General features: G+C 67.1%; 19 protein-coding genes. 15 read left to right on the plus strand and 4 right to left on the minus strand.

Going from position 1 to position 21,662, the window contains the following annotated elements; translation table 11 throughout:
• Positions 1 to 86: 86 nt before the first annotated feature.
• From QGN30_RS17970 to QGN30_RS18010, 9 genes are all read left to right on the plus strand, one after another.
• The gene (locus tag QGN30_RS17970; protein WP_225330880.1) at positions 87 to 1,478 is read left to right on the plus strand and encodes a condensation domain-containing protein; all 1,392 of its coding nucleotides are present in this window, start codon (positions 87 to 89) and stop codon (positions 1,476 to 1,478) included.
• Positions 1,479 to 1,511: 33 nt separating this feature from the next.
• A complete protein-coding gene (locus tag QGN30_RS17975) occupies positions 1,512 to 3,158 on the plus strand; it encodes an ABC transporter permease (protein ID WP_225330879.1) in 1,647 nt (548 codons plus the stop codon).
• Positions 3,158 to 4,504: a wax ester/triacylglycerol synthase family O-acyltransferase gene (locus QGN30_RS17980; RefSeq protein ID WP_248923599.1), complete on the plus strand. Its 1,347-nt coding sequence runs from the start codon at positions 3,158 to 3,160 to the stop codon at positions 4,502 to 4,504. The genes QGN30_RS17975 and QGN30_RS17980 overlap by 1 nt, the downstream gene beginning before the upstream one ends.
• Positions 4,501 to 5,754: a hypothetical protein gene (locus QGN30_RS17985; RefSeq protein WP_095562596.1), complete on the plus strand. Its 1,254-nt coding sequence runs from the start codon at positions 4,501 to 4,503 to the stop codon at positions 5,752 to 5,754. The genes QGN30_RS17980 and QGN30_RS17985 overlap by 4 nt, the downstream gene beginning before the upstream one ends.
• An 880-nt stretch (positions 5,755 to 6,634) precedes the next feature.
• Entirely contained in the window at positions 6,635 to 8,026 is a 1,392-nt protein-coding gene (locus QGN30_RS17990; RefSeq protein WP_014384367.1) for a PPE family protein, read from the plus strand.
• A gap of 443 nt (positions 8,027 to 8,469) precedes the next feature.
• Positions 8,470 to 8,955, plus strand: a complete 486-nt coding sequence (locus tag QGN30_RS17995; RefSeq protein WP_014379778.1) for a hemerythrin domain-containing protein — start codon at positions 8,470 to 8,472, stop codon at positions 8,953 to 8,955.
• A gap of 128 nt (positions 8,956 to 9,083) precedes the next feature.
• The gene (locus QGN30_RS18000) at positions 9,084 to 11,408 is read left to right on the plus strand and encodes a nitric-oxide reductase large subunit (protein ID WP_014384363.1); all 2,325 of its coding nucleotides are present in this window, start codon (positions 9,084 to 9,086) and stop codon (positions 11,406 to 11,408) included.
• Between the two features lie 2 nt (positions 11,409 to 11,410).
• Positions 11,411 to 12,037 carry a hypothetical protein gene (locus tag QGN30_RS18005; protein WP_248923598.1) on the plus strand — a complete coding sequence of 209 codons (627 nt, stop codon included), beginning with the start codon at positions 11,411 to 11,413 and terminating at the stop codon, positions 12,035 to 12,037.
• The gene (locus QGN30_RS18010) at positions 12,034 to 12,804 is read left to right on the plus strand and encodes a slipin family protein (protein ID WP_009976204.1); all 771 of its coding nucleotides are present in this window, start codon (positions 12,034 to 12,036) and stop codon (positions 12,802 to 12,804) included. The genes QGN30_RS18005 and QGN30_RS18010 overlap by 4 nt, the downstream gene beginning before the upstream one ends.
• 34 nt (positions 12,805 to 12,838) lie before the next feature.
• Here the strand turns inward: QGN30_RS18010 and QGN30_RS18015 are convergent, their stop codons facing one another.
• Complete coding sequence (locus QGN30_RS18015; protein WP_009976203.1) at positions 12,839 to 13,936, minus strand: 3-keto-5-aminohexanoate cleavage protein; 1,098 nt, start codon at positions 13,934 to 13,936, stop codon at positions 12,839 to 12,841.
• A gap of 330 nt (positions 13,937 to 14,266) precedes the next feature.
• On the opposite strand from QGN30_RS18015, the gene QGN30_RS18020 reads away from it, so the two are divergent.
• From QGN30_RS18020 to QGN30_RS18035, 4 genes are all read left to right on the plus strand, one after another.
• Entirely contained in the window at positions 14,267 to 15,790 is a 1,524-nt protein-coding gene (locus tag QGN30_RS18020) for a PucR family transcriptional regulator (protein ID WP_095562594.1), read from the plus strand.
• Positions 15,791 to 15,970: 180 nt separating this feature from the next.
• The gene (locus tag QGN30_RS18025; protein ID WP_051019731.1) at positions 15,971 to 16,591 is read left to right on the plus strand and encodes an Rv1733c family protein; all 621 of its coding nucleotides are present in this window, start codon (positions 15,971 to 15,973) and stop codon (positions 16,589 to 16,591) included.
• Between the two features lie 135 nt (positions 16,592 to 16,726).
• Positions 16,727 to 18,004 (plus strand): NAD(P)/FAD-dependent oxidoreductase, encoded by a 1,278-nt coding sequence (locus QGN30_RS18030; RefSeq protein WP_038535805.1) that lies wholly within the window; start codon positions 16,727 to 16,729, stop codon positions 18,002 to 18,004.
• Between the two features lie 86 nt (positions 18,005 to 18,090).
• Entirely contained in the window at positions 18,091 to 18,558 is a 468-nt protein-coding gene (locus QGN30_RS18035; RefSeq protein ID WP_095562593.1) for a GreA/GreB family elongation factor, read from the plus strand.
• Positions 18,559 to 18,764: 206 nt separating this feature from the next.
• Here QGN30_RS18035 and fdxA read toward each other — a convergent pair whose 3' ends face one another.
• A complete protein-coding gene (fdxA, locus tag QGN30_RS18040; RefSeq protein ID WP_009956431.1) occupies positions 18,765 to 19,118 on the minus strand; it encodes a ferredoxin in 354 nt (117 codons plus the stop codon).
• A 52-nt stretch (positions 19,119 to 19,170) separates the two neighbouring features.
• Here fdxA and QGN30_RS18045 point away from each other — a divergent pair, with 52 nt between their 5' ends.
• Positions 19,171 to 19,491 (plus strand): hypothetical protein, encoded by a 321-nt coding sequence (locus tag QGN30_RS18045; protein WP_225330875.1) that lies wholly within the window; start codon positions 19,171 to 19,173, stop codon positions 19,489 to 19,491.
• A gap of 125 nt (positions 19,492 to 19,616) precedes the next feature.
• Entirely contained in the window at positions 19,617 to 20,375 is a 759-nt protein-coding gene (locus QGN30_RS18050) for a succinate dehydrogenase/fumarate reductase iron-sulfur subunit (protein ID WP_009956433.1), read from the plus strand.
• 4 nt (positions 20,376 to 20,379) lie between these two features.
• On the opposite strand, the gene QGN30_RS18055 is transcribed toward QGN30_RS18050, so the two are convergent.
• Together QGN30_RS18055 and QGN30_RS18060 are read right to left on the minus strand one after the other, a co-directional pair.
• Positions 20,380 to 20,817: a group III truncated hemoglobin gene (locus tag QGN30_RS18055; protein WP_009956434.1), complete on the minus strand. Its 438-nt coding sequence runs from the start codon at positions 20,815 to 20,817 to the stop codon at positions 20,380 to 20,382.
• A complete protein-coding gene (locus QGN30_RS18060; RefSeq protein WP_014382271.1) occupies positions 20,810 to 21,544 on the minus strand; it encodes a helix-turn-helix transcriptional regulator in 735 nt (244 codons plus the stop codon). Before QGN30_RS18060 ends, QGN30_RS18055 begins: the two co-directional genes overlap by 8 nt.
• Positions 21,545 to 21,662: the final 118 nt, after the last annotated feature.

Genomic DNA, 21,662 nt, shown 5'->3' on the forward strand with positions numbered 1-21,662 from the left:
GGTCCTCAACTTGTTCAGCAACTCATGCGCTGTGCCATTAAGGTCATCCGAACTGGCGTCACCAGCTGACGGACGAAAGGTAGCGCATGTTCTTGGGAACGGTTGAGGACTGGACGGCCGAGGGCACCGTCGTATCCTGGTACCCCACCGCGACCACCTACCGGCGTGTTGCCGAAGCGCAATACCATCAGGCGCCGGTGAGTTATCAGCAGTCGCAGCATCTTCGATACTACCGACGCCAGGTCAGCCGGGGTCGTGATATCCCACGGTTGTGCATTGGGGCCTGGGAAATCAGCGGTGTCTGTGATATCGATGCGATGACCTACGCCGTGAATGCGCACCTGCGGCGACACGACACCTACCACGACCGGTTCGCCTTCGGTGACGACGACGAGGTCCTTCGCTACGTCATTGCCGAGCCGGAGGTCATCACTTTGGCGCCAACGGATCTCGGAAAGATGGGACCGCCGCAGATCCGCAAACTCCTGCTCGACACGCCCGATCCCCTGCAATGGGACTGCTTCACCTTCGGCGTCATCCAGGGTGATGACCGGTTCACGGTCCTGATCGCCGTCGACCACCTGCGCGCCGACGGGATGTCGGCCGGGGTGATCTTCCTCGACATCCAGACGATGTACTTCAGCGCGTTGCAGCAGGCACAGTGTCCGCTGGCACCCGCCGCCAGCCATCGCGAATACAGCGCGAATCAGCATGCGTACACCAGGGGCCTGACCGAAGAGTCACCCGAGATCCGTTCGTGGCGAGCCTTTCTCGCGGCGAACAACGGAGCGCTGCCGAAATTTCCGCTGGAACTTGGCGAGGCGGCCGCCGATACCCCGGGGGCCATCGACGTGTTCGACCTGATCGATGACGACCAGGGACGGCGGTTCGAAGCGGCGTGCCGCGCCGCGGGCGCGCGTTTCAGCGGTGGCGTGTTCGCCTGCGCCGCCCTGACCGAGCACCGGTTGACGGGCGCCGCAACGTATTTCGGCCTCACCCCATTCGACAACCGGCGGGATCCCGCCCACGCCACCGCGGTCGGATGGTTGGCCAGTTTTGTCCCGTTGGCAATTCCGACCGCCGGCGCTTCGTTCGACGAGGTCGTCAGCGCCGCCCAGGCATCGTTCGATGCAAACACGGCCCTGGGTGCCGTGCCGTACTACCACTTGCTCGAGTCGCCGGACGGATCGTCAGGCCCCATCGAGGTTCCGGACCGTCCGGTCCCGATGCTGTCGTACATCGATATTCGCAAGTTGCCGTTCGGCGACTACTTCGACGGTCTGCGTGCCGGGGTGTGGGGCGACAACAGGCTGTCGGAGACGGTGTGCATGTGGGTCAATCGCATGCACGACAAAACGCAGCTGGTGGTCGCTTACCCCGGCACCGACGTCGCGCGTAGGTCGGTCTCCCGCTACGTCGAGACGATGCGCGCCGAGTTCACCCGGGTGGCCGACGCCGGGCTGAACACCGATGCGTGACGCGGAATTGTCTCCGCCGACCGAGGTCTCGGCATGAGTGCCTTGGCGGCACTCACCTTGCGCACACTATCCGGCTCCCGGCGCGATGCCGACCTGCTGTTCGCGGCGCTGGCGCCCGTGGGCTGCTTCCTGGGATTCACCTTGGTGTTGGGCAGCCTGATCCATCCCGGCTCGATGACCTATCCGCAATATGTCCTCCCCGTGGTCATCGTGCAGGCGATGCTGTTCGGGGCGATGACGACCGCCGACCGTGCCGCACGAGACCGGCTCTCCGGCTTCGGGTCTCGTCTCAAGACTTTGCCGGTTCCCGCGGCGGTGCCGCTGGCCGCGCGGATGCTCTATTGCTTGATACGCTCGGTCGTCGCGCTCGTCGCCGCTGTCGCCGTCGGGTGGTCGTTCGGCTTCCGGATGGCCGGCGGTCCGGGCGACACGGGCCTGTTCGTGATCATCGTCGTGGCGTTCGCGATGGCGGTGTGCCTCGGCGCCGACGCCCTCGGCTCGCGGGTCGGCTCCGTCGAATCGTCGAGCCAATTGCTGCTGCTGCCCCAGCTGGTGCTGGTCCTGTTGTCCACGGGTATCGCTCCCGCGGAGTCGTTTCCGGCCTGGCTGGGCCCGTTCGTCCGTCATCAGCCGGTCTCCCGGGTCACCGACACGTTGCGCGGACTCGCCGCCGGTCACGCAACGGGTAGGGATCTGGCGGCGGCATCGGCGTGGTGCCTGGGGCTGCTGCCGTTGTTCGGCGTTTTGGCGGTGCGGATGCAGCGACGCGTCGGCGGCGGACGCCCCCGCGCGCCCCGCACGGTCCGGATCCCGTCTCAGGGCGCTCGACAGGCGCGGGATGCGTCCGCGCCGCCGTCGCGGGGCGCAGTGGCTAGTTGTGCGACGCAACGGGTTTCGTATGCACCGTCACTGACGGCCTTCGTCAGCCACAGCGCTTCGGAGGCCGGCCGGCTCCTGCGCCGCTGGCGGCGCGACCCGATCGTCGCGGTGCAGGCCCTGCTGTTCCCGGCCTTCCTCCTCATCGTCTACAAATTGCTGATCGGCAAAGCCGTTCTGGCCGTCACCGGACACGACAGCCTGTACGGGCTGGTTCCCATGTGTGCGGTGGTGGGCGCCGTGTTCGGAACCCTTGGTGCCGGTTTGGCTTTGCCGGCGGAACGAGAGTCGGGCGTACTGACGAGGTTGTGGGTGCAGCCGGTGCATCGGGCCAGCACGGTGGCGGGCCGGCTGGTCGCCGAGGCCGCCCGCACCACCGCGTCCGCCGTTGTGCTCACCATCTTCGGTGTCGCCCTGGGGCTGCGATTCAGCTACGGCTGGATCGCGGCGCTGGCCTTTGTGCTGGTGCCCGTGGCGATTTCGGCCGGGATGGCGACGTTGGTGATCGCGATCGCCGCCCGCGCGGACGGCAAAGCCATGGTGACCTGGCTGGGTGCGGGATGCGTGCTGCTGCTGTTCCTCAACACCGGTGTCGCGCCCGCCGGGGTCTTTCCGGGCTGGCTGCAACCGGTGGTCCGTTTTTCGCCCATATCACCGACGATCGAGGCGATGCGCGCGCTCGCAGAGGGCGGGCCGGTGCTCTCGCCGCTGTGGCAGGCCGCCCTGTGGGCCGGCGTCCTGGTCGCGGTGTTCGCGCCGGTGGCGGTGCGCGGATATCGCGCCGCGGCCGAGGCGGGGTGCTAGTGACGAGGCTGGCACTGTTGGACCAGGCCGCGTTTCTGCGGCTGCGCGCCACCGGTCAAGGGAGCACGGTGCAATGCACATGGGTCTATGACCGCGCCGTCGATATCGACGAATTGCGGTCCTTCAGAGACAGTCTCGGTGCCGGTCTGCTCGGGCGCCGGATCGAGCGTTCGCCGCTGCCGTTCGGGCGCCATCGCTGGGTGGCCGACAGCCGCTCACCGGACATCGCGTGCGAACCGCCGCGCCCACGGAGCGAGATCGGCGCGTGGATCGAAAGACGCGCGCGGGTGCGCGTCGACCCCGAGCACGGGCCGACATTTCACCTCGGCGTGCTGCCGTTGGACGACGGTGGGGCGGCGGTCACCCTGGTGGCGTCACACTGCGTTGTCGACGGCCTCGCGATGGCAGCGGCCGTCACCGAAGCGGTCAAGGGAGAACCGCTCAATCGCGGCTACCCACAGCCGAATTCGCGTGGCCGGTGGCGCGCGATTCGTGAGGACCTGTCCCACGCCGTTCTCAGCCTGCCGGCGGCCGTCCGGGCGCTGATCGCGACGCTGGCGATACTGGCCAAGGCCTCGGCGGATCGACAGGCTCAGCCGCAAACGCGCGCACCTCGGGCGTCCGGCCCAATAGGCCAGCGCCAGAACGGATTCGGGTCGGTGACGATTCAAACCGACGCCGCGGCATGGGAGGCACGTGCGCGCAGCCTCGGCGGGAGCAGCAACACGCTGTGCGTCGCGTTCGCCGCTCGCCTGGCGCACCGGATGGGCAGGGTGCTCCCCGGCGAAAACTCCGTGACGGTGGTGCTTCCGGTCAGCGATCGCACCGCCGATGACGACCGCGCCAACGCGCTGACCTCGATCACGCTCACCGTCGACGCCCACACCGTGGCTGGCGACTTGAGCGGCGTGCGTGCGGATGTCAAAGAGCTGTTGGCGTCTTTGGCTCGCCAACCCAACGAGATGCTCGCCGGATTGCCACTCATTCCGTTCACGCCACGATGGCTGGTCCGTCGCGCCGAAGGCATCGCCATGTCGGCCGGCCAGCTGCCGGTGGGCTGCTCAAACCTCGGCAGCCTCGATGTCGCCGTCGGCCGCATCGACGGTGCGGACGCCACCGAGTTCTCGATGCGGCTGGCCGAGCAGGGCATCACCCGGTCGCGCATCGAGCAAATACACGGCCAATTGTTCTGCGGCACAGGAACGGTCAACGGCAGCCGGTTTCTCACCATCGTCGGCTACCACAGCGCCGCCCACCCCATCACCGCGGCCACGAGCGAGCTCGCATGCGACGCGCTGGCCGACCTGCGTTTGTCCGCCACCACGGTCTATGGGGACGGGTCGTGACGGTGGAGGACCTCGCCCTCGAGGCCGATCAACGCGCGCGTCGCATTCACGTGGGTGTCGCCGTCGCGATCGCGGCGTGGGCGGCGGCCGTGCTGTGGTTCGCGATCAAGGTCGTTCCCCTCGACGTGTACTGGATGTCGTATTACACGGCCGACTACACGCATGGCTTCGTCCGCCGCGGGCTCGCCGGTGAACTGGTCCGGCTGGCCCCGAACCACTACTTCGCGGCCACGCTCAGTCTGCGCTGGCTGTCCACGCTGGTCTATTTGGGCGGGCTGGCAACGGTTGCCGGTGTGGTGGTCTCGGGTCGCCATCGGTCTGAACGCAGACTGATGCTCGCGGCGGTGTTGCCGCTGTTGCCATTCGGTGTCCCGTTCGCGGCGTTCTCGGCTCGGCCGGACCTGTTCGGTGGGGCGGCCCTCGCGGCGTTCAGCTCGGCGTTGGCGCTCACACGATCCCGGCCCGCCGCGACTGTATGGTGCGCCGCCTACGGCGCCGTCATCGCCGCCTTGACGCTGGTGCACGAGGCGGTAGGGCTGCAGTTCGCATTGGGGGCATTCCTGGCAATCATCGTCCTCGGCCGGGCCCTGGAAACCACCTGGCGCCGTGGCATGCTCCTGGCCGTGCTGCCGGGAGTCCTCACCACGGCTGCCGTGGCGGCGTTCGGTCGCCACGACATCGCCCCTCAACTGTGCGCGGCGGTGCCACATCACCCGGTGCCCAACCCCTTTGCCACGGTCACATCGCCCGCGACGCTGATGCACTACGTGCTTGCGGGACAACCGAGCCAAACCGATTATCACGACTGGGTGTGCCGCAATGTGATGCCCAACTACGCCAACGGAATCGCGGACGCAATCCGAACCGTCGGCCACATCGGCGCACTCGGCCTCACCGTCTCAGTGCTCTTCGGCGCCGGTGCCGCCGCGGTGACGGTGTGGGGTCTCAGCGCCCTTTCGGGCGTCCCGCTGCGCGCGTTCGTCGACGCCTTGCGCGGGCGAACTGCCTGGGTAATCGCCGGCCTGCTGCTGGTCATTCCGGTCTTTCTGACCGGGTTCGACTGGACCCGTTGGCTGACGATCGTAGCGTTCGACTTCGCGATCGTCTTCCTCCTTTTCGCGGCGCGCAGGCCCGAGATCGATCGGCGACCTACACCAAAGACGGTGCGGCTGTTCATCCTTCTCGTCATCGCGCTGGCACTGATCCCGGTGGGCGCGGTTCCGGGTTTCGGCGGACCACGGATGGTCTGACGAGGGCGCCCGATCGGGTTTTGCTGGACGTGACGCGTTGCCTGTCGATGTATCGCGGCTGGTAGAGTGCATGGCACTGTGAATTTCGGAGTTGGACTGCTTTCACGGTGGCCGCGACGGCAACCCGCGTTGGCCATCGTTGCTGCGCTGGCGCTCATTGCAGCTGTACTCGGTTGCGGGGCTTTGCGAGCCGAAATGGCCGCCAACGCCTCGCCGCCGGAGGCGGCCGCCTCGTCGGTCAGCCCGCTTTCCAACCCCGTGCACTCCGACCACGAGTCGGTTCCGGTACGTCGCCTCAGCGTCGGATCCACGGTGAACGACGACAAGGCGTTCAAGAGCGTCGCGTTAAAGCGTGATCGTGGAAGCACTTTCGCTCTTTCCACGCCTCGGCAATCCGGATCGTCGGCCCCACCCACCCTCGGCATAATTTGGTCCCAGCAGCGCGTCGATACGCCGGCACGCGCGCCGGCGTCCAGTCCCGCCGGGCACAATATTTTGATTCAGCTCTGCGTCGCCCGTTGCTGATCGGGCGCGTCACCTCGCCGGCGCGCAATACCCACCCGCGGCGGATCAGACGCTAGCCGCGATCAGCTCCGGTGCCCCCGGCATCTGCTGATCGGCGCGTCTGGGCCGTTCAGCAGATGCGTTGTGGTCATCACACACACCCCGGTGCGCTGCCGGGAAACAGGTGTGCCAATTCGCGCAATGGCGAGGTCAATCCAACGAGCCCAGGTAATGCGGGCTCACCAGGTCGCGTCGCGTGATGCGTTGGGCACTTGGGCTTTTCATCACCACATCGATTGCGTGACCGGATGTCGTGTGCGACCGCCGCGGCGTCAGGACGGTCCGCCCAGAGAACTGACAAGGGACAGAGATAGGCATGGATTTTGGCGCGTTACCACCGGAGATCAACTCTGGTCGGATGTATTTGGGGCCCGGTCCCGCAAGTTTGCTGGCCGCCGCGGCGGGATGGGAGACGCTGGCGGCCGAGCTGACTGATGCCGCCGGCAGCTACCAAGCCGTGATCGCCGTCCTCACCGACGAGTCCTGGTCGGGACCGGCGTCGATGTCGATGGTGGCCGCGGTCATGCCCTACATCGCGTGGATGACGGCGACGGCCGAGCAATGCCAGCAGGCCGCCGCCCAGGCCACGGCCGCCGCGGCGGCCTTCGAAACCGCATACGCGATGACGGTCCCCCCTCCGCTGGTCGCGGCCAATCGCATTCGGCTGCTGGCGCTGATCCAAACGAACATCTTTGGACAGAACACGCCGGCGATCATGGCGACCGAAGCCGAGTACAGCGAAATGTGGGCGCAAGACGCGACCGCGATGTACGGCTACGCCGCCAGTTCGGCGTCGGCCTCGGCGCTTTCGCCCGTGGCGTCGCCGCCGCCCCAAACGGCGACTTCGACCGCCGTCGCCGGCCACATCGGCGCCGTCACCCACGCGGCGCTGCAATCCGGCAGCACCGCCCACGCGACGGCGACACAGTGGGCCTCCTCGGTGCCGCAAACCCTGCAAGGCCTTTCGACACCCGGCTCGTCCTCGAGCACGGGGCTGTCGCAGGCGGCGATGGGCACGGGCGCTTCGCTGGGATCGTCGGGGGCCACCGCCCCGCTCAGCGCGCTGTCGGGTCTGACCAACGCCTCCGGCAAGGGCGCGACGAAGAGCGCGAGCACGGGCGCGGGCGCCGCGACGGGACTGGCCTCCACACTCGCCGCCGCGCCGGCGCTCGACGGCGGTACGGGCGCGCTGGCGGGCGAGGCGGCGGGTTTCGGCGCCGACGGCGCAGGCCTGATCGCCGACACCGGAGGAATCGGCATAGACCTCTACGGGCTCGATTTGGATTACCAGGGGCTCGGTTTGGACTACCAGGGGTTGGCGCTGGACTACGCGGGCGCCGGTTCCATTTTGGGGGCCGAGGGCGCCGGCGGCGTGGAGGGCATCAGCGGTATGGGCGCCGCCGCGGGTCTGGGCAATCTCCCGCCGGTCGCGGGATTGGGTCACGGAGTTGCGGCGGGCGTGGGCCAAGCCAGCTCGCTGAGCACGTTGTCCGTGCCCCCGAGTTGGGCCGCCACCGTTTCGTCGGTCACGCCCCTGCAGGCCCTCCACTCCAGCGCCATGCCGGGCGGATGGGCCGCGGCGCCGGCCCCCGGCCCGACCGTGTCCAAGCTGCCCCTGGGCGGCATGGTCGGTCGCGAGTCCGAGGGTGCGGTTCAGCGCGTCGGTTTGCGTGTCTCGCTCATCCCGCATTCGCCGGTGGCCGGATGATGCAGCGCCCCCGTCCGCAGCCCGTCACGGGAGGCGCAAGCTCGTCGAATCCGAAGGAAATCGCAATGGACACACCCACACCACACCGGTCTGCGCACCGGCCGCCGAACCGAAAACCTTTGGCGCTCCTGACAAACGCGGCGATGTGCGCCGCGGTCATCGTGGCGCTCGGGGCGTCGACGCCGATACACGCCGGCGCCGACCCGGATCCGGGTGACGACGGCCCCAATCCCTTTGGCGGCCTCAGCTGCAGCTGCGCACAGACCAGCCCTGCCGGCGCCCCCGCCCAGCGACAGCAGCTCATCGGGGGCTTACAGCAGGGACTCGCTGTCGGGCAACGGGAACCGAACCTTGCCTCGTCGCCGGCAACACCACCGGCTTGACCCGCCACCTTCTGCGAACTGGCCCGCCCCGATCTGCACATTGACGTAGAGGAGCACGTGATGCCCGACCGGGTGTTATCCGCCGAACTCATGCGGCAACACCGCGAAATAGGCGCTGCGATCGAATGTTTCGTCGGAAAGCTCGACGGCGGCGACCGGCAACCCGAGCTGCTGAGGGCGACGATGGACGCGCTGCGCCGGCACATCTACCTGGAGGAGACCTTCCTGTTCCCGCCGATCCGCAAGGCGGGGATCATGATGCCCGTCTTCGTGATGATGCGTGAACACGGCGAGCTATGGCGGACGATGGAAGCCCTGACACGACTGCTCGCCGACCGGACAGGCGGTCCACTGCTCGACGCCACCTGCAACCAGCTGCTGGACCAACTGCACGGGCACAACTTCAAAGAGGAGCCGGTGGTGTATCTGCACGCCGACTACGATTTGCCGGCGCCGACGAGCGCGCAGCTCACCCGGTTCGTCGTCACGGGCCGCATACCCGATGGATGGGTTTGCCAGCAGGCGGGCACGAATCGCGGTCGCTAGCCGGCTAACCGGGGTTATGCGCCCGCACTCGGGCGTGATGCAGCTCATAGTGAATTTCTACAATCGCCATTGTGTAATTACCCGGACACGTTTCCCTCCCTCACTCAGCCCGAGGAGCGCACCGGCACATGGCAATCCGATCAGCACCGTCACGACCTTCCACACCGGCACCCGCCGCGTCGTTGATCGGCAAGGGCTGGGCTCAGGGCGTGGCGCTGGTGATGATCTTCGGGTTCTTGGTGATGGGCATCTTGGTGTACCGGACCTACACCGCCTCAATGCCGTTGCCGGCCAACGTTGTTAGTGAGTCGGGCAAGGTGCTGTTCACCGACGCCCAGATCACCCGCGGCCAAGAGCTCTATCAGGCGCGCGGCCTGATGCAGTACGGGTCGGTGCTGGGGCATGGCGCTTACCTCGGTCCCGACTACACCGCGGAATATCTGCGCATGTCGACCAACGATGTGGCCGCGCAATGGCGGGCACAGGGGGCGGCTGACGCGAAGGAACGGGTGGTGGCCGAGTTTCGCACCAACCGCTACGACGCCGACACCAAGACGTTGGTGTTCACCGATAAGCAGGCGGCCGCCTTCGACCATCTCCAACAGCATTACGCGGATTACTTCGGCGAGAACTCCACCAAGTACGGGTTGCTGCCGCACATGATCACCAGCACGGCCGACATCCATGACCTCACCGCGTTTTTCGCGTGGACGGCGTGGGCGTCCGCGGCCGAGCGCCCGGGTCACAGTTACAGCTACACCAACAACTGGCCGGCCGAGCCGCGGGTCGACAATGGGCCCACCGCATCGATCGTGGTGTGGTCGGTGTTGTCGCTGGTCACGTTGCTGGGCGGGACCGGCATCATGTTCGCCGTGTACGGGCGGTGGAGCCAGAAGATCGGGTGGCACAGCGCGGAGGCATCCACGTTGTCGTTCCGCCAGCCCGGCGAGGTGGGACTGACCGCCTCGCAGCGCGCCGCGATCTGGATCTTCGCGATCGTCTCGGTGCTGTTCTTGGCGCAGACCCTGATGGGTGGCGCCGTCGAGCACTACCGCGCCGACCTGTCGGCGTTCTACGGGCTGGATCTGGCCAAGCTGTTGCCCTTCAACCTCGCCCGCACCTGGCACGTGCAGTTGTCGCTGTTTTGGACGGCGGCCGCGTTTCTGGCGGGGGGAATCTTCCTGGTGCCCTTCATCAGCCGCCGGGAACCGCGACGGCAGAGTTGGCTGGTGTACGGGCTGCTGGGCGCGCTCGTCTTGGTGGTGGGCGGCTCATTGATCTGCGAGGCCCTCTCGATCTACGGGGTGATTCCCGCGGGTGGCTTGTTCTCCCAGCAGTGGGAATTCCTCGACCTGCCGCGGCTGTGGCAGATCCTGCTGACGGTCGGCCTGTTCCTGTGGATCGCGATCATCTGGCGCGGCATCCGCGGCAAGCTCAAGGGCGAGTCGAAGATGAACCTGCCGTGGATGTTCTTCTTCACCGGCCTGGCGATCCCGGCCTTCTACGCCGTGGGCCTGTTGGCGGGCCACGACACCCACTACTCGGTGGCCGACTTCTGGCGGTTCTGGGTGGTCCACCTGTGGGTGGAGGACTTCCTCGAGCTGTTCACCACCGTGATGGTGGCCTACATCTTCGTCCTGCTCGGGGTGGTGCGCGAGCGGATCGCGCTCGGAGTGATCTTCCTCGACATCATCCTGTACTCCGCCGGCGGTGTGATCGGGACGATGCACCACCTGTATTTCTCCGGCACGCCCGTGGAACACATGGCGCTGGGCGCGTTCTTCTCCGCCGCCGAAGTGATCCCGCTGACCTTCCTGACCGTCGAGGCCTGGGCGTTCCTCCAGCTGGGATCTCGCCAACAAAGCCACGAAACACCGTTCCCGCATCGCTGGGCGGTCATGTTCCTGGTGGCGGTCGGATTCTGGAACTTCTTGGGCGCGGGCATCTTCGGGTTCCTGATCAACCTGCCCATCGTGTCCTACTACCAGATCGGCACCGCGCTGACCGCCAACCACGCCCATGGAGCGATGATGGGTGTGTACGGCATGCTCGCCGTCGGGCTGGCCATGTTCGCCTTCCGTTACGCGATCCCGGCCGACAAGTGGCCGGAGAAGTGGGCGCGGCTGTCCTTCTGGTGCATGAACATCGGGCTGGCGTGGATGGTGTTCGCCACCTTGCTGCCGCTGGGGGTGTTGCAGCTGTACCACTCCGTGAGCACGGGGTATTTCGAGGCGCGGTCGCTGGGCTACCTCACCCGTCCCGGCAACTCGCTGATCGAATGGCTGCGGCTGCCCGGCGATTTCGTCTTCATCCTCGGCGGTGTCTTGCCGTTCGTCTGGATCGCGTGGACCGCGATACGCAACGTCCGACGCGCGCCGACCAGCGACGAGCTGCACGAACATCCGCTCTACACCGAACTCGACCCGACTCCGGCTGCATCGCAGAAGGGTTGACGATGACATCCCCCACCGCCGCGGCATGGCTGGTTGCCGGGTACGCACTGGCACTGGTGGCCACCGCCTGGGGTGTCGACGCGATGGCACGGCGCGTGTCGCAGCGCGCCGCGCAGTGGCGTAGCGGCCAATTCCGTTACCACGCCGACCATGACGCGTGGGTGTGCCCGGAGGACCACTGGCTGTGGCCGAGTTCCTTCGATCCGAAGCACCGAGTGATGCGTTACCGGGCCAAGCCCAGCGTGTGCAACAGCTGCCCGGTCAAATCGACCTGTACGACTTCGGAGCACGGGCGCGAGATCAGCCGCGAGATCGACCCCTGGCCGCATTCCGAAGCCGGACGCTTTCACCGCGGCATCGCTTGCTGCGTAGCAGCTTTGGGGGTGGTGATGCCGCTGGTGATGCTTGCCAGGCTGCACTCCCCCGCCGACCTGCTGGTACTGATCGGCGTCATAGCCATCGCCCTGGCGGCGGGGACGCCGCTGGCGGGCCATTTGTGGCGTACCCCGTCCAACGCTCCCGGGCACGTGGCGCACCGCTCCGCGCTGGAAGACCAGGCGGCTCTCGCGGTCGACCGCTATTCGACCCGCTGGGGCGTGGGCCGACCGGAGAAGGACGCGGCGACGTGAGCGCGCTGCTGTGGGTGGCCGGGGTGACAATCGCGGTGCTGGTGGTCGTGCTGACATTTCTTTCGCTTGCGGTGGTGCGCGAGTACGAGCGTGGCGTGGTGTTCCGGATGGGCCATGCCCGCCCGTTGTACGGGCCTGGCCTGCGGTGGTTGATTCCGTTGGTGGACAAGATGATTCGGGTCGATCAGCGGGTGGTGACATTGACCATCCCGCCGCAGGAGGTGATCACCCGCGACAACGTGCCCGCCCGGGTCAATGCGGTGGTGATGTTTCAGGTGGTCGACCCGCTCAAAGCGATTCTCGCCGTGGAGAACTACGCGGTGGCCACCTCACAGATCGCGCAAACCACCCTGCGCTCGCTGCTGGGCCGCGCGGACCTCGACACCCTGCTGGCCCAACGCGAGGACCTCAACAACGATCTTCGGACCATCATCGAGGCGCAGACCCGGCCCTGGGGGATCGAGGTCCGGGTCGTGGAAATCAAGGACGTCGAGATCCCCGAATCCATGCAGCGGGCGATGGCCCGGGAGGCCGAAGCCGAGCGTGAACGCCGTGCCAAGGTCATCAACGCCCGCGGCGAACTACAGGCGTCCGACGAGCTGAGCCAGGCCGCCGAGACCCTGTCGAAGAATCCGGCCTCGCTTCAACTCCGGTACCTGCAAACACTTTTGGAGTTGGGCGCCGATCAGAATTCGACCGTGGTTTTCCCACTGCCCGTCGACATACTCACGCCTTTCCTGCAGCGCTCGGTGACACCCCCGCCGTGATCCTCGCTGGGCATCGTCCGGCCGCGAGGCGATGTCACACCTCGACGCGGATCGCCCGTTCCGGGCAGCTCGCTGCGCCCTCGAGGGCCTTCTCCAGCAGGCTGGGGTCGACGTGGGGCTTCACGACGACACAGTAGCCCTCGGCATCGGGTTGGTAGATCTCTGGCGCGTGCGAGTAGCAGACGCCCCATCCCATACACCGGTTCCGGTTGACGACGACCCTTACCAACTCGCTTTCATCCACCTCGGCCGCGGCGAAGCGGGCGCGTACGTCATCCTGCGTGGCGGGCGTGAGTTCCCGTTTGGTCACGAGGTTGACCGCGCGATCCACCAGCTGGGCGTTGGTGGTCGTCCGCGATATCGTCGGGCAATCCCCGATGCCCACCCGGATGCCGAGCCCGCGGTTGAGCGCATGTTCCCAAAGCTCTTGGCGCCGTTCGGCGGAGCTCATCGCATACGGAACGACAACGATCTCGTGGTCGATCCACTTCGGGATGCGCGAGACCAGGTAATCGAGGACATCGGGGTCGGGATCGTTATAGGAGACCCAGCGATCGGAAAAGAACAACTTGATGTTCAGCGGTTGCCGCAAGATCCCGATGCGGGCCGCCAGTATCACCCAGCGCAAGTCGACGTCGTTGAACACACCGATGCTGGGCACCAGGCCCAGCTTGGTGAACCGGTCGAGTTCGGGCGGGTAAGACGGCTGCGAACCGTTCGAATCGTCGAAACCGACCGTCTTGAACTGGTTTTCGTCCTCCTGCCACAGCACACGCTTGACGTGTTGGGCGGGGTCGAACGGCGCGAGCAGCAGTCCCGTACCGGCGGGTGGGTGCTCGGCCAGCGCCCAGATGTGGTCGAGGCTACCGGCGTAGCCCGGGTAGGCCAACGGGTCGACGTCGCGGGCCGCGGCAGCCAGGATGGTGCGGGAGACCTCGTCGTCGGCCCACGCCTGCCGGCCGTCGTCGTAGCGGGCATGGAATTGGACGGCGGTGGCTCCGCGCTGCATGCACTCGACCACGTCGCGCGCCGTCTCTTCGGCGCCGTAGGGCACATTCGGGTTTTCATCCTTGCTGGCGTCTTCGTTGACCCCGACTTCGAGGTACACCTTGCCGTCGTCGCGAAAACTCATTGCGCCGCTGCCCTTTCTTCGCAGATGCCCATCGCCGGCCGGTGGCTGATCGCGGCCCGCGCGGCACATGCCCGCCCTATGTTTTTACAAATGAAATTGTGAAAAGTCTAGACGTCGTCGGGCGCGTTGACCAGAACGGACCGCATGGGACGGCTGGCGCGGCGTAATGGCTTGCCTCACTGCGGCTGACCGCCTAGGGCGGTCCGGCCGAAACCCGCGGTAGACCGCTGCGAATTCCGACTCCGCAGCCACAATCGGCTTACCGCTCGCGATCCGGGGCACAATACAAGGCACCTACCTCTCGTTTCTGCACACCGTTGGAGCCGGCGCATGATCACACTGGACCGCCTGGTGAACGTCCTGGGTGGGTATGGCGTCCGGTTGCGTTGGTCGTCGGTGCCCCGCTCGACCGAGCTGCGCAGCGTGGTCGTCCACGAGCCGCCCACCGAACGGCCGGTCGTCGGCGACGTTTTGCTGGCCATCGGCGCCGGCTCCCACGACGAGGCGGTGCGCTGGGCGGCGTCGGCCCGCGCGATCGTGGTGGTGCTGCGCGACCGTGACGCACCGGTGACCTTTGACAGTGACGCCGGTGTCGGCGCGGTGATGGTCATCGACGAGGCGGTGTCATGGAGCGCGGTCGCGGCGGTGGTCTACGGCCTGGTGCTGGAAGGTCGCGAGACGGAATCCGGGCGCGGCCCAACCGATCTGTTCGCGCTGGCCGATAGTTTGGCAGACGCGATCGGTCGCGCCGTCGTCATCCACGACCGTCTGTTGCGGGTGTTGGCGTACTCGAGGCTGCAGCAACATGCAGACCCGGCACGGGTCGAGACGATCCTTGGACGGCAGACGCCGGAACCACTACGCGCGCTGTTCGAGGCGCGTGGGGTGCTGGAGCACCTGGCGACCTCCGACGAACCGCTGTTTATCGCCGAGGCCCCTGACCAGGGCCTGACCGGACGCATGGTGGTCGCGGTGCGATCCGGCGCGGAACTGATCGGGTCGGTGTGGGTGGCATGCCCGGCGCCGCTGGACGACGCGGCGCGCGGGGCCCTGGCCGATGGCGCGCACACCGTGGCCCTGCACCTGCTGCGGTCGCGCGCGAGCGCCGACCTGGAGCGCCAGGTCGAGTCCGAACTGGTGATCCGGTTGCTGGAGGGCGCGGCCGACGCGTCCACGGTGGCGAGCAGGCTGGGCCTGGCGCACAACGGTTTGCGCGTGATCGCGGTGCAGGCGTTCGTCGGGGCCGACCGCGATGCGGCGTTGCTGTTGGCGTTCGAGCGCGCCACCACGGGGTTCGGCTGGTCACGGCCGGGGCGCAGCGCGTTGGCGGGCAATATCGTCTACACCGTGCTCCCCGGCGAGGACGCGGCGACGGCGCGGCGCTGGGTGACGACTTTGCACGCGGCCCTGCCCGAGCGGGTGACGGTGATCGCCGGGATCAGCGGGGTGGCCGAGCTGGCGGACCTCGCCGCCGCCCGCCAGGAGGCCGACGAATGCCTGGCATTGCACGAGATGTCGCCGACCGCCGCGCCGCCGGCCTACGACGAGTCGTGGGACGACATCCTGCTGCAGCGGCTGCGAGCCGCGGCACGCTCAGGGCGCGCCCCGACCCGCGGACCGGTGGCCGAACTGCGCCGCCACGACCAGGCCAACGGCACGGACTACGTGCTCACGCTGCGAGCGTGGCTACAGGCCCAGGGCGACCCGACCGAGGCCGGCGAACGCCTGGGAGTGCACGAGAACACCGTCCGTTACCGGCTGCGCAAAATGGCCGAGCTCACCAACCTATCGTTGGACGACGCCAGAAAGCGGCTGGCGATGATGATCGAGCTCGCGGCAACCGACACCGACTGACCGACGGGGCTGTCGGGATCCGACAAAGCGCCGCGGCCCGGTTGTCTTGGCTCGGCAAACCCTGTGGCGATCATGCCCGCCATCATGAGGTTGTCACCCGTGGCCGGTTTCAGTGGCGGCGTGTTTCCGGCTGCCGTGTGCGATCAAAGCCCGCGCCGACCCGTCGATAGGAAACATCCGATGAGCACCCACCGTCCCGATCATCTTCGGCCCGCAGGCGACCCGGACGATGGCGCCGCCATGGAGAGCTTCACCGTGCCGTTGCCGCGGGGACTGTCCTCGCGGTTGTTCGGGCACAACCCGCTGATACGCGCCAGCGACCGGGTGGAGGCGCTGGTGTTGGTGTTGGCCGTCGCGATCTCGCTGCTGGGGGTTCCCATCGGGGCTGCCGTGGGCACCGCCGTCCACGAGTCCAGCAGCCGCGTTCACGCCGAGCAGGCTCGCCGGCAGGTGACCGCGACGTCCATCGGCGACAGCCACTCGCGCAGGGATCTCGAAAGCCCAACGGTGACGGTGCCTGCACGATGGTCGGTCGACGGGATCGAGCACACCGGTGACGTTTCCGCGCCGTTGAACGTGAAGTCCGGTGACGCGTTTGAGATTTGGGTCGATGGCAAGGGCGCCCCGGTGCGCCCAGCGGTGCGGACCGCTGTCGACGCGGGGGTGGCGTTCGCCGTGGCGACCTGGTCCACCGTGAGTTTGTTGGCGGCGGGCTTGTTCGGCGTCGTCCGTGTCGCCCTCGACCGGTCGCGCTACGCCCGATGGCAACGGGACTTCGACAGCCTGGTTGGGCATCGATGAGGTAACGGCAGCAACGGCGTTGTCGGTTCGGCACAACGGCCCAGTCCCGCATTGTCGGATTCCGGCAACCACCGCGGCACCCGTCCACACCACCATGGACTTCACCAGTCAGAAGATCAGTTGCGGAGGTGCGCGATGGGTGGCGTCGAATCTATTGACGGCGGGCCCAGATCCGTGATCGTCGTGGGCGCCGGCGTCGCCGGGTTGTCCACGGCGTGGTTCCTCCAGGAACGTGGTGTCGACGTCACGGTGGTCGACCGCGCGGGCGTTGCAGCGGGCGCGTCATGGGGCAATGCGGGATGGATCGCCCCGGCACTGACTTTTCCGCTCCAGCCCGCCGGCGTGCTGCGCGACGAATGGCAGGCCGTTCGCGAGCCGGCCATGCCGCCGCAGCTGCCGTCGACCCTCGGCGCGCACCTGGGGGCCATTTTCATGCAGCTGTCCGCGCCTCATCGGCGTGCGTCGTCGCAGCGGGCCCTGCGCGCCGGCGTGGCGCTCAACGAGGACTGCATCGAAGCCTTCGACGTGCTGATCGCCAACGGGGTCGACGCACCGGTCACCGACGCGCCGATCACCGCGCTGTTTCGCAGCACCAAAGAGGCGCAGCGCATGCTGGAATCGCTGCAGCAGCTCGAAAACGCCGGACAGCCAATGTATGTCACCGCGCTCTCCGGCGCGGCGCTGCGCGAGCAAGTGCCCGTGGCCTCCCCGGAAGTCACCGCGGGGCTGAACATCAATGGACAGCGGTTCGTCGACCCGCGACGGTTCGTCGAAGCCCTGGGCCGCTCGGTGATGGCCCGCGGGGCGGCGATGCACAGGCTGGAAGTCGACGACGTCCACGGCTGGAATCACGGGGCCGTGGTGCACCCGCGCCGCGGCGACCCGCTGACCGCCGATGCCGCGGTCATCGCCACCGGTGATCGGTTGTCGCGGCTGGCCGGCCGCTGGCTGCGCGTCCCCGTCCAGGCCCAGAGCGGCTACTCGTTCACCGTGCCGGTGGACCGCCCGATACTGGCGCCGATCTACCTGCCCGACATTCGCGTCGCGTGCACGCCCTACAAAGGGGCGCTGCGTGTTTCAGGCGCGTTGGAACTCCGCCGACACCACCAGCCGCACCCACGCGAGCGGGTGGAGGCCATCGCCGCCGACGCCAGTTCCCTACTCGACGGGGTGGATTGGGCCGCGCGCAGCAATGTCTGGACCGGTGCTTGCGCGGTCCCCGCCGATGGCCGCCCGCTGATCGGTGAGCTGGTGCGTGGCGTGTATGTGGCCGGCGGGCACGGCATGTGGGGTTTGGCACACGGCCCGGTGACCGGGCGGCTGTTGGCCGAACAGATCACCACCGGCAAGCAGCCCCAGGCTCTCGCCGAATTCGACCCGCGGCACCGGACCCTGCGTCACGCCACCCGTTAACCCCGGAAAGCAAGCCTCCCGCGAATCCTCGCCCGCGAGCACGTTCTCGGGCGCGCTCCAACGCTGTCAGAAGAAAGGGAAAAGATATGACCAGCACTCAACCCGCATGGATTTCACCGCAGGCCTACGAGCGGCTTCAGCGGGAATTGGCGACGCTGCGGGAGTTGTGTGACACCAACGCCGTCGGTAGCTCCAATGACGAGAATTCGATCGCCGTCCAGCGTGCGTGGCAGGTGCGCATCCGACGGATCCATGAGTTGTTGGTCGATGCGGTCGTCGGTGAGGACCCGCCCGATGACGGGATCGCCGAGCCCGGAATGGTTTTGACCATCCGCTACGACGACACCGGCGAGGTCGAAACGTTCCTGTTCAGCGTGCGCGGCGCCGAATACGGTGGCATGGAGGTCTATTCGATCCGATCACCGCTGGGCGCCGCCATCGCCGGTGCGCGTCCCGGCGAGCAGCGCACCTATACCCTGCCCAGCGGTGTCGCGCTCACCGTCACACTGCTGAAGGCCGTCCCCTACGGCGTTCACCTCGCGGGCCTCAGCTGACGGCGATCCCATGATTTTCGATGTGATCGACCCGCTGGCGACGATGTTTCTTCTGGTCGCGGGGATCTTTCTTCTGATGGCCGTCGCGTACGGGCGGATGTGATGGGCGAGGCGAGGATTCACGTCACGAGGCGACGAGCAGCGGCACGCCCGCGACATTCACCCCGAGAGTCCCCGCGGCGCCTCGCGTGGCATGACGACCGCGCTCACGCTTCCTCGGGTTCCTGCTTGGGCAGGCTGGCCACCAGCGGTGTGTCGACGCCGAGCGGGCCGATCTTGGCGGCCCCGCCCGGCGACCCGAGAGGCCCGTCACGGCCCTCCAGCGTTTCGGAAAAGAACGCCGCGTTGTCCGCCTGATACGGCTGCAACTCCTCGGGCAGGTCATCCTCGTAGTAGATCGCCTCGACGGGGCAAACGGGTTCGCACGCCCCGCAATCCACGCACTCGTCGGGATGAATGTACAGCGCGCGGCCACCCTCGTAGATGCAGTCGACCGGGCACTCCTCGACGCAGGCCCGATCCATCACGTCCACGCATGGCTTCCCTATCACATATGCCATGCCGTAGAGTTTACACAAGTGCGGTTGTATAAACCAGATGGAGTGGGCGCCGATGACCGAGAACGCGAAACCCCTGGCCGACAACGAACTCGGCGCCGCGCGGCTGCCCAGGTCCGGCATGCGCGAACGTGGCCTGGACTGGAACGTCGTCACACTGCCGCCCAATGGCGAAATCGACACCACCCCCGGAGCCGACGTCCTGATCCATGTGTTGTCCGGAAGCGGACGGCTCGACACCGAGGAGGGCACGAACTGGCTGACCGCCGGCGCGTTATTGTGGCTGCCGCGTCGGTCGCGGCCGCAACTCACAGCCGGGGGGAAGGGCCTTCGCTACTTGACGGTGAACCAAAAATGGGAAATCCTGCCACCATAGTTGGAGGATGCGATGGCAGCCCACCTCGGCCCCCGAAAATTGTTGGCTCGCCGGATGTTTCCTGTGTTACAGGGGCCGACGGGCGTTGCCGAACGTGAGAACACCGTGAACGTACGGAGGAGCTGATGGCCTACAACGGGACGATCCGGGTGTGGCGTGGCGACGAGCGGGGTGGTGAACTCCGCGATTTTTCCGTCGAGGTCAACGAGGGTGAAGTCGTGCTGGATGTCATCCACCGGCTGCAGGCGACACAGGTGCCCGACCTGGCGGTGCGCTGGAACTGCAAGGCGGGCAAATGCGGTTCCTGTTCGGCGGAGATCAACGGCTATCCGAAATTGATGTGCATGACCCGCATGTCCACCTTCGCCGAGGACGAGGTTGTCACCGTCACCCCGATGCGGGCCTTCCCGGTGATACGTGATCTCGTCACCGACGTCTCGTTCAACTACGAGAAGGCCAGAGAGATACCGTCTTTCGCGCCGCCCAAGGATCTGCTACCCGGCGAATACCGGATGGCCCAAGCCGACGTCGAGCGGTCGCAGGAGTTCCGCAAGTGCATCGAATGCTTCCTGTGCCAAGACGTCTGCCACGTGATCCGCGACCACGAAGACAACAAGAAGGCCTATGCCGGACCGCGCATGTTCATCCGACTCGCCGAACTGGAAATGCACCCCCTCGACACCGCCGACCGGCGTGACCTCGCCCAGGACCAGCAGGGGCTGGGACTGTGCAACATCACCAAGTGCTGCACCGAGGTTTGCCCGGAACACATCAAGATCACCGACAACGCCATCATTCCCATGAAGGAACGCGTTATCGGCCGCAGGTACGACCCGGCGGTCTGGCTGTGGCGCAAGCTCTTCCGCCGGCAGCACGCCGTCTGAGCACTCAGCGCGCGACCGCGGTGTCGAGTTCCGGTGTGTCGGTGCCGGTCAGCCGCCGATGCATGGCCCAGGCGATCCTGGCGCCCTGAATCTTTGCGCGCTCGGCGATGGGGCCTTGGAACATCGCGTCGACGGTCTCGTTCCAGGCCGTCAGCCAGCGGACAAAGTGGCGGCCGCTTAAAGGTGTTCGCCGATGAATGTGGCGGTGGGCGTGCAGGGCGCTGCCCCGGTAGAGTCCGGCGCGGAACAGCACGGTCTCCCAGAAGTCGGCCATCACCGGGATGTGCGAATCCAGGCCCTTGCTCCGCAACTCCGCGAAAGGCTCGGCGAGCACGTCGTCGATCATCACCCGGCCGTAGAAGCGGCGCAGGAGCGCCTCGATGTCCGCGCGGGTGGCCACGTCAGCGACCCCTTGGCCGATCGGGGCGCGCAACTCAGTCACGCGCGTCCACCCTGGCGAGGCACAGTTCGGGTTCGACGAAGGGTTCCAGCTCGGCGTGTATCGCCTGCCCGGAGCCAACCGACTCCGCCGGGGCCACCAGGCCCTGCAGCATCCCCCGGTGCAGGGCGCACGCCACCTCCGGATGTTCACGGGCCAGCTCCCGGACCGGGCAGCTGTGCAGGCGAATGGTCCGCTGGTTGCCGCGGGTCGATTTTTCGGCCGGAACCAACTCGGGACCGAATCCCATCCGGTCGAACACCGCCGTGATCATAGACGTCCGCTCGTCAGCGGCATCCCTGGGCGTGATCCGGTGCGGAACACGTTGCACCGCAGCATCTTCGCGTGTGTCGTCCTTCGCGATCCGCTCGGCCCATCGCCGCCCCGCGGCTTCGGCGCGGCGGCGCCGCTTGTCGGCGGTGTCGCCGAGTTCCAGCGCCAATATCTCGGCCAGGATTCGATAGTCCAGCCGCTCGCGCACCGCGCGGTAGCCCGTGCGGGGACGGCCCACGCCGGCACGCGTGATCCGAGTGCGCTCGGCGAGCCCCTCCGCGCACAGCGCGTCAAGGTGAAAGCGCACCGTCGTCGTGTGCAGTCCAAGGCGAGCGGCGAGTTCGGCTGCATCGACCGGTTCGTCGTGCTCACGCACCAGTTGAAGAACTCGTTGGCGCTGCCGGTTGTGCCCCGCGCGCTGCGGTCCCCTGGCCTCGTCCTCGCTTTGCTCGTTCACCCCATCCGTCCTCTCGTCCGGTATTGCCTTCCAGCTATTTAGAGGATATTATTCATTAATAATAGCACCGAATGCCGCGGGAGTCTCCAGTAACGCAACGACCGGCGGCAGTCACAGA

Origin of the sequence: Mycobacterium sp. 3-98 (assembly GCF_035918355.1) — a bacterium.
Classification (GTDB): Bacteria; Actinomycetota; Actinomycetes; order Mycobacteriales; family Mycobacteriaceae; genus Mycobacterium; species Mycobacterium intracellulare.

What these genes read in the sequence shown, in the direction of transcription:
- QGN30_RS17970 (WP_225330880.1), top strand. Translation starts at nt 87, where the DNA reads ATGTTCTTGGGAACGGTTGAGGACTGGACGGCCGAGGGCACCGTCGTA.
- QGN30_RS17975 (WP_225330879.1), top strand. Translation starts at nt 1,512, where the DNA reads ATGAGTGCCTTGGCGGCACTCACCTTGCGCACACTATCCGGCTCCCGG.
- QGN30_RS17990 (WP_014384367.1), top strand. Translation starts at nt 6,635, where the DNA reads ATGGATTTTGGCGCGTTACCACCGGAGATCAACTCTGGTCGGATGTAT.
- QGN30_RS17995 (WP_014379778.1), top strand. Translation starts at nt 8,470, where the DNA reads ATGCCCGACCGGGTGTTATCCGCCGAACTCATGCGGCAACACCGCGAA.
- QGN30_RS18000 (WP_014384363.1), top strand. Translation starts at nt 9,084, where the DNA reads ATGGCAATCCGATCAGCACCGTCACGACCTTCCACACCGGCACCCGCC.
- QGN30_RS18005 (WP_248923598.1), top strand. Translation starts at nt 11,411, where the DNA reads ATGACATCCCCCACCGCCGCGGCATGGCTGGTTGCCGGGTACGCACTG.
- QGN30_RS18015 (WP_009976203.1), bottom strand. Translation starts at nt 13,936, where the DNA reads ATGAGTTTTCGCGACGACGGCAAGGTGTACCTCGAAGTCGGGGTCAAC.
- QGN30_RS18020 (WP_095562594.1), top strand. Translation starts at nt 14,267, where the DNA reads ATGATCACACTGGACCGCCTGGTGAACGTCCTGGGTGGGTATGGCGTC.
- QGN30_RS18025 (WP_051019731.1), top strand. Translation starts at nt 15,971, where the DNA reads ATGAGCACCCACCGTCCCGATCATCTTCGGCCCGCAGGCGACCCGGAC.
- QGN30_RS18030 (WP_038535805.1), top strand. Translation starts at nt 16,727, where the DNA reads ATGGGTGGCGTCGAATCTATTGACGGCGGGCCCAGATCCGTGATCGTC.
- QGN30_RS18035 (WP_095562593.1), top strand. Translation starts at nt 18,091, where the DNA reads ATGACCAGCACTCAACCCGCATGGATTTCACCGCAGGCCTACGAGCGG.
- fdxA (WP_009956431.1), bottom strand. Translation starts at nt 19,118, where the DNA reads ATGGCATATGTGATAGGGAAGCCATGCGTGGACGTGATGGATCGGGCC.
- QGN30_RS18045 (WP_225330875.1), top strand. Translation starts at nt 19,171, where the DNA reads ATGACCGAGAACGCGAAACCCCTGGCCGACAACGAACTCGGCGCCGCG.
- QGN30_RS18050 (WP_009956433.1), top strand. Translation starts at nt 19,617, where the DNA reads ATGGCCTACAACGGGACGATCCGGGTGTGGCGTGGCGACGAGCGGGGT.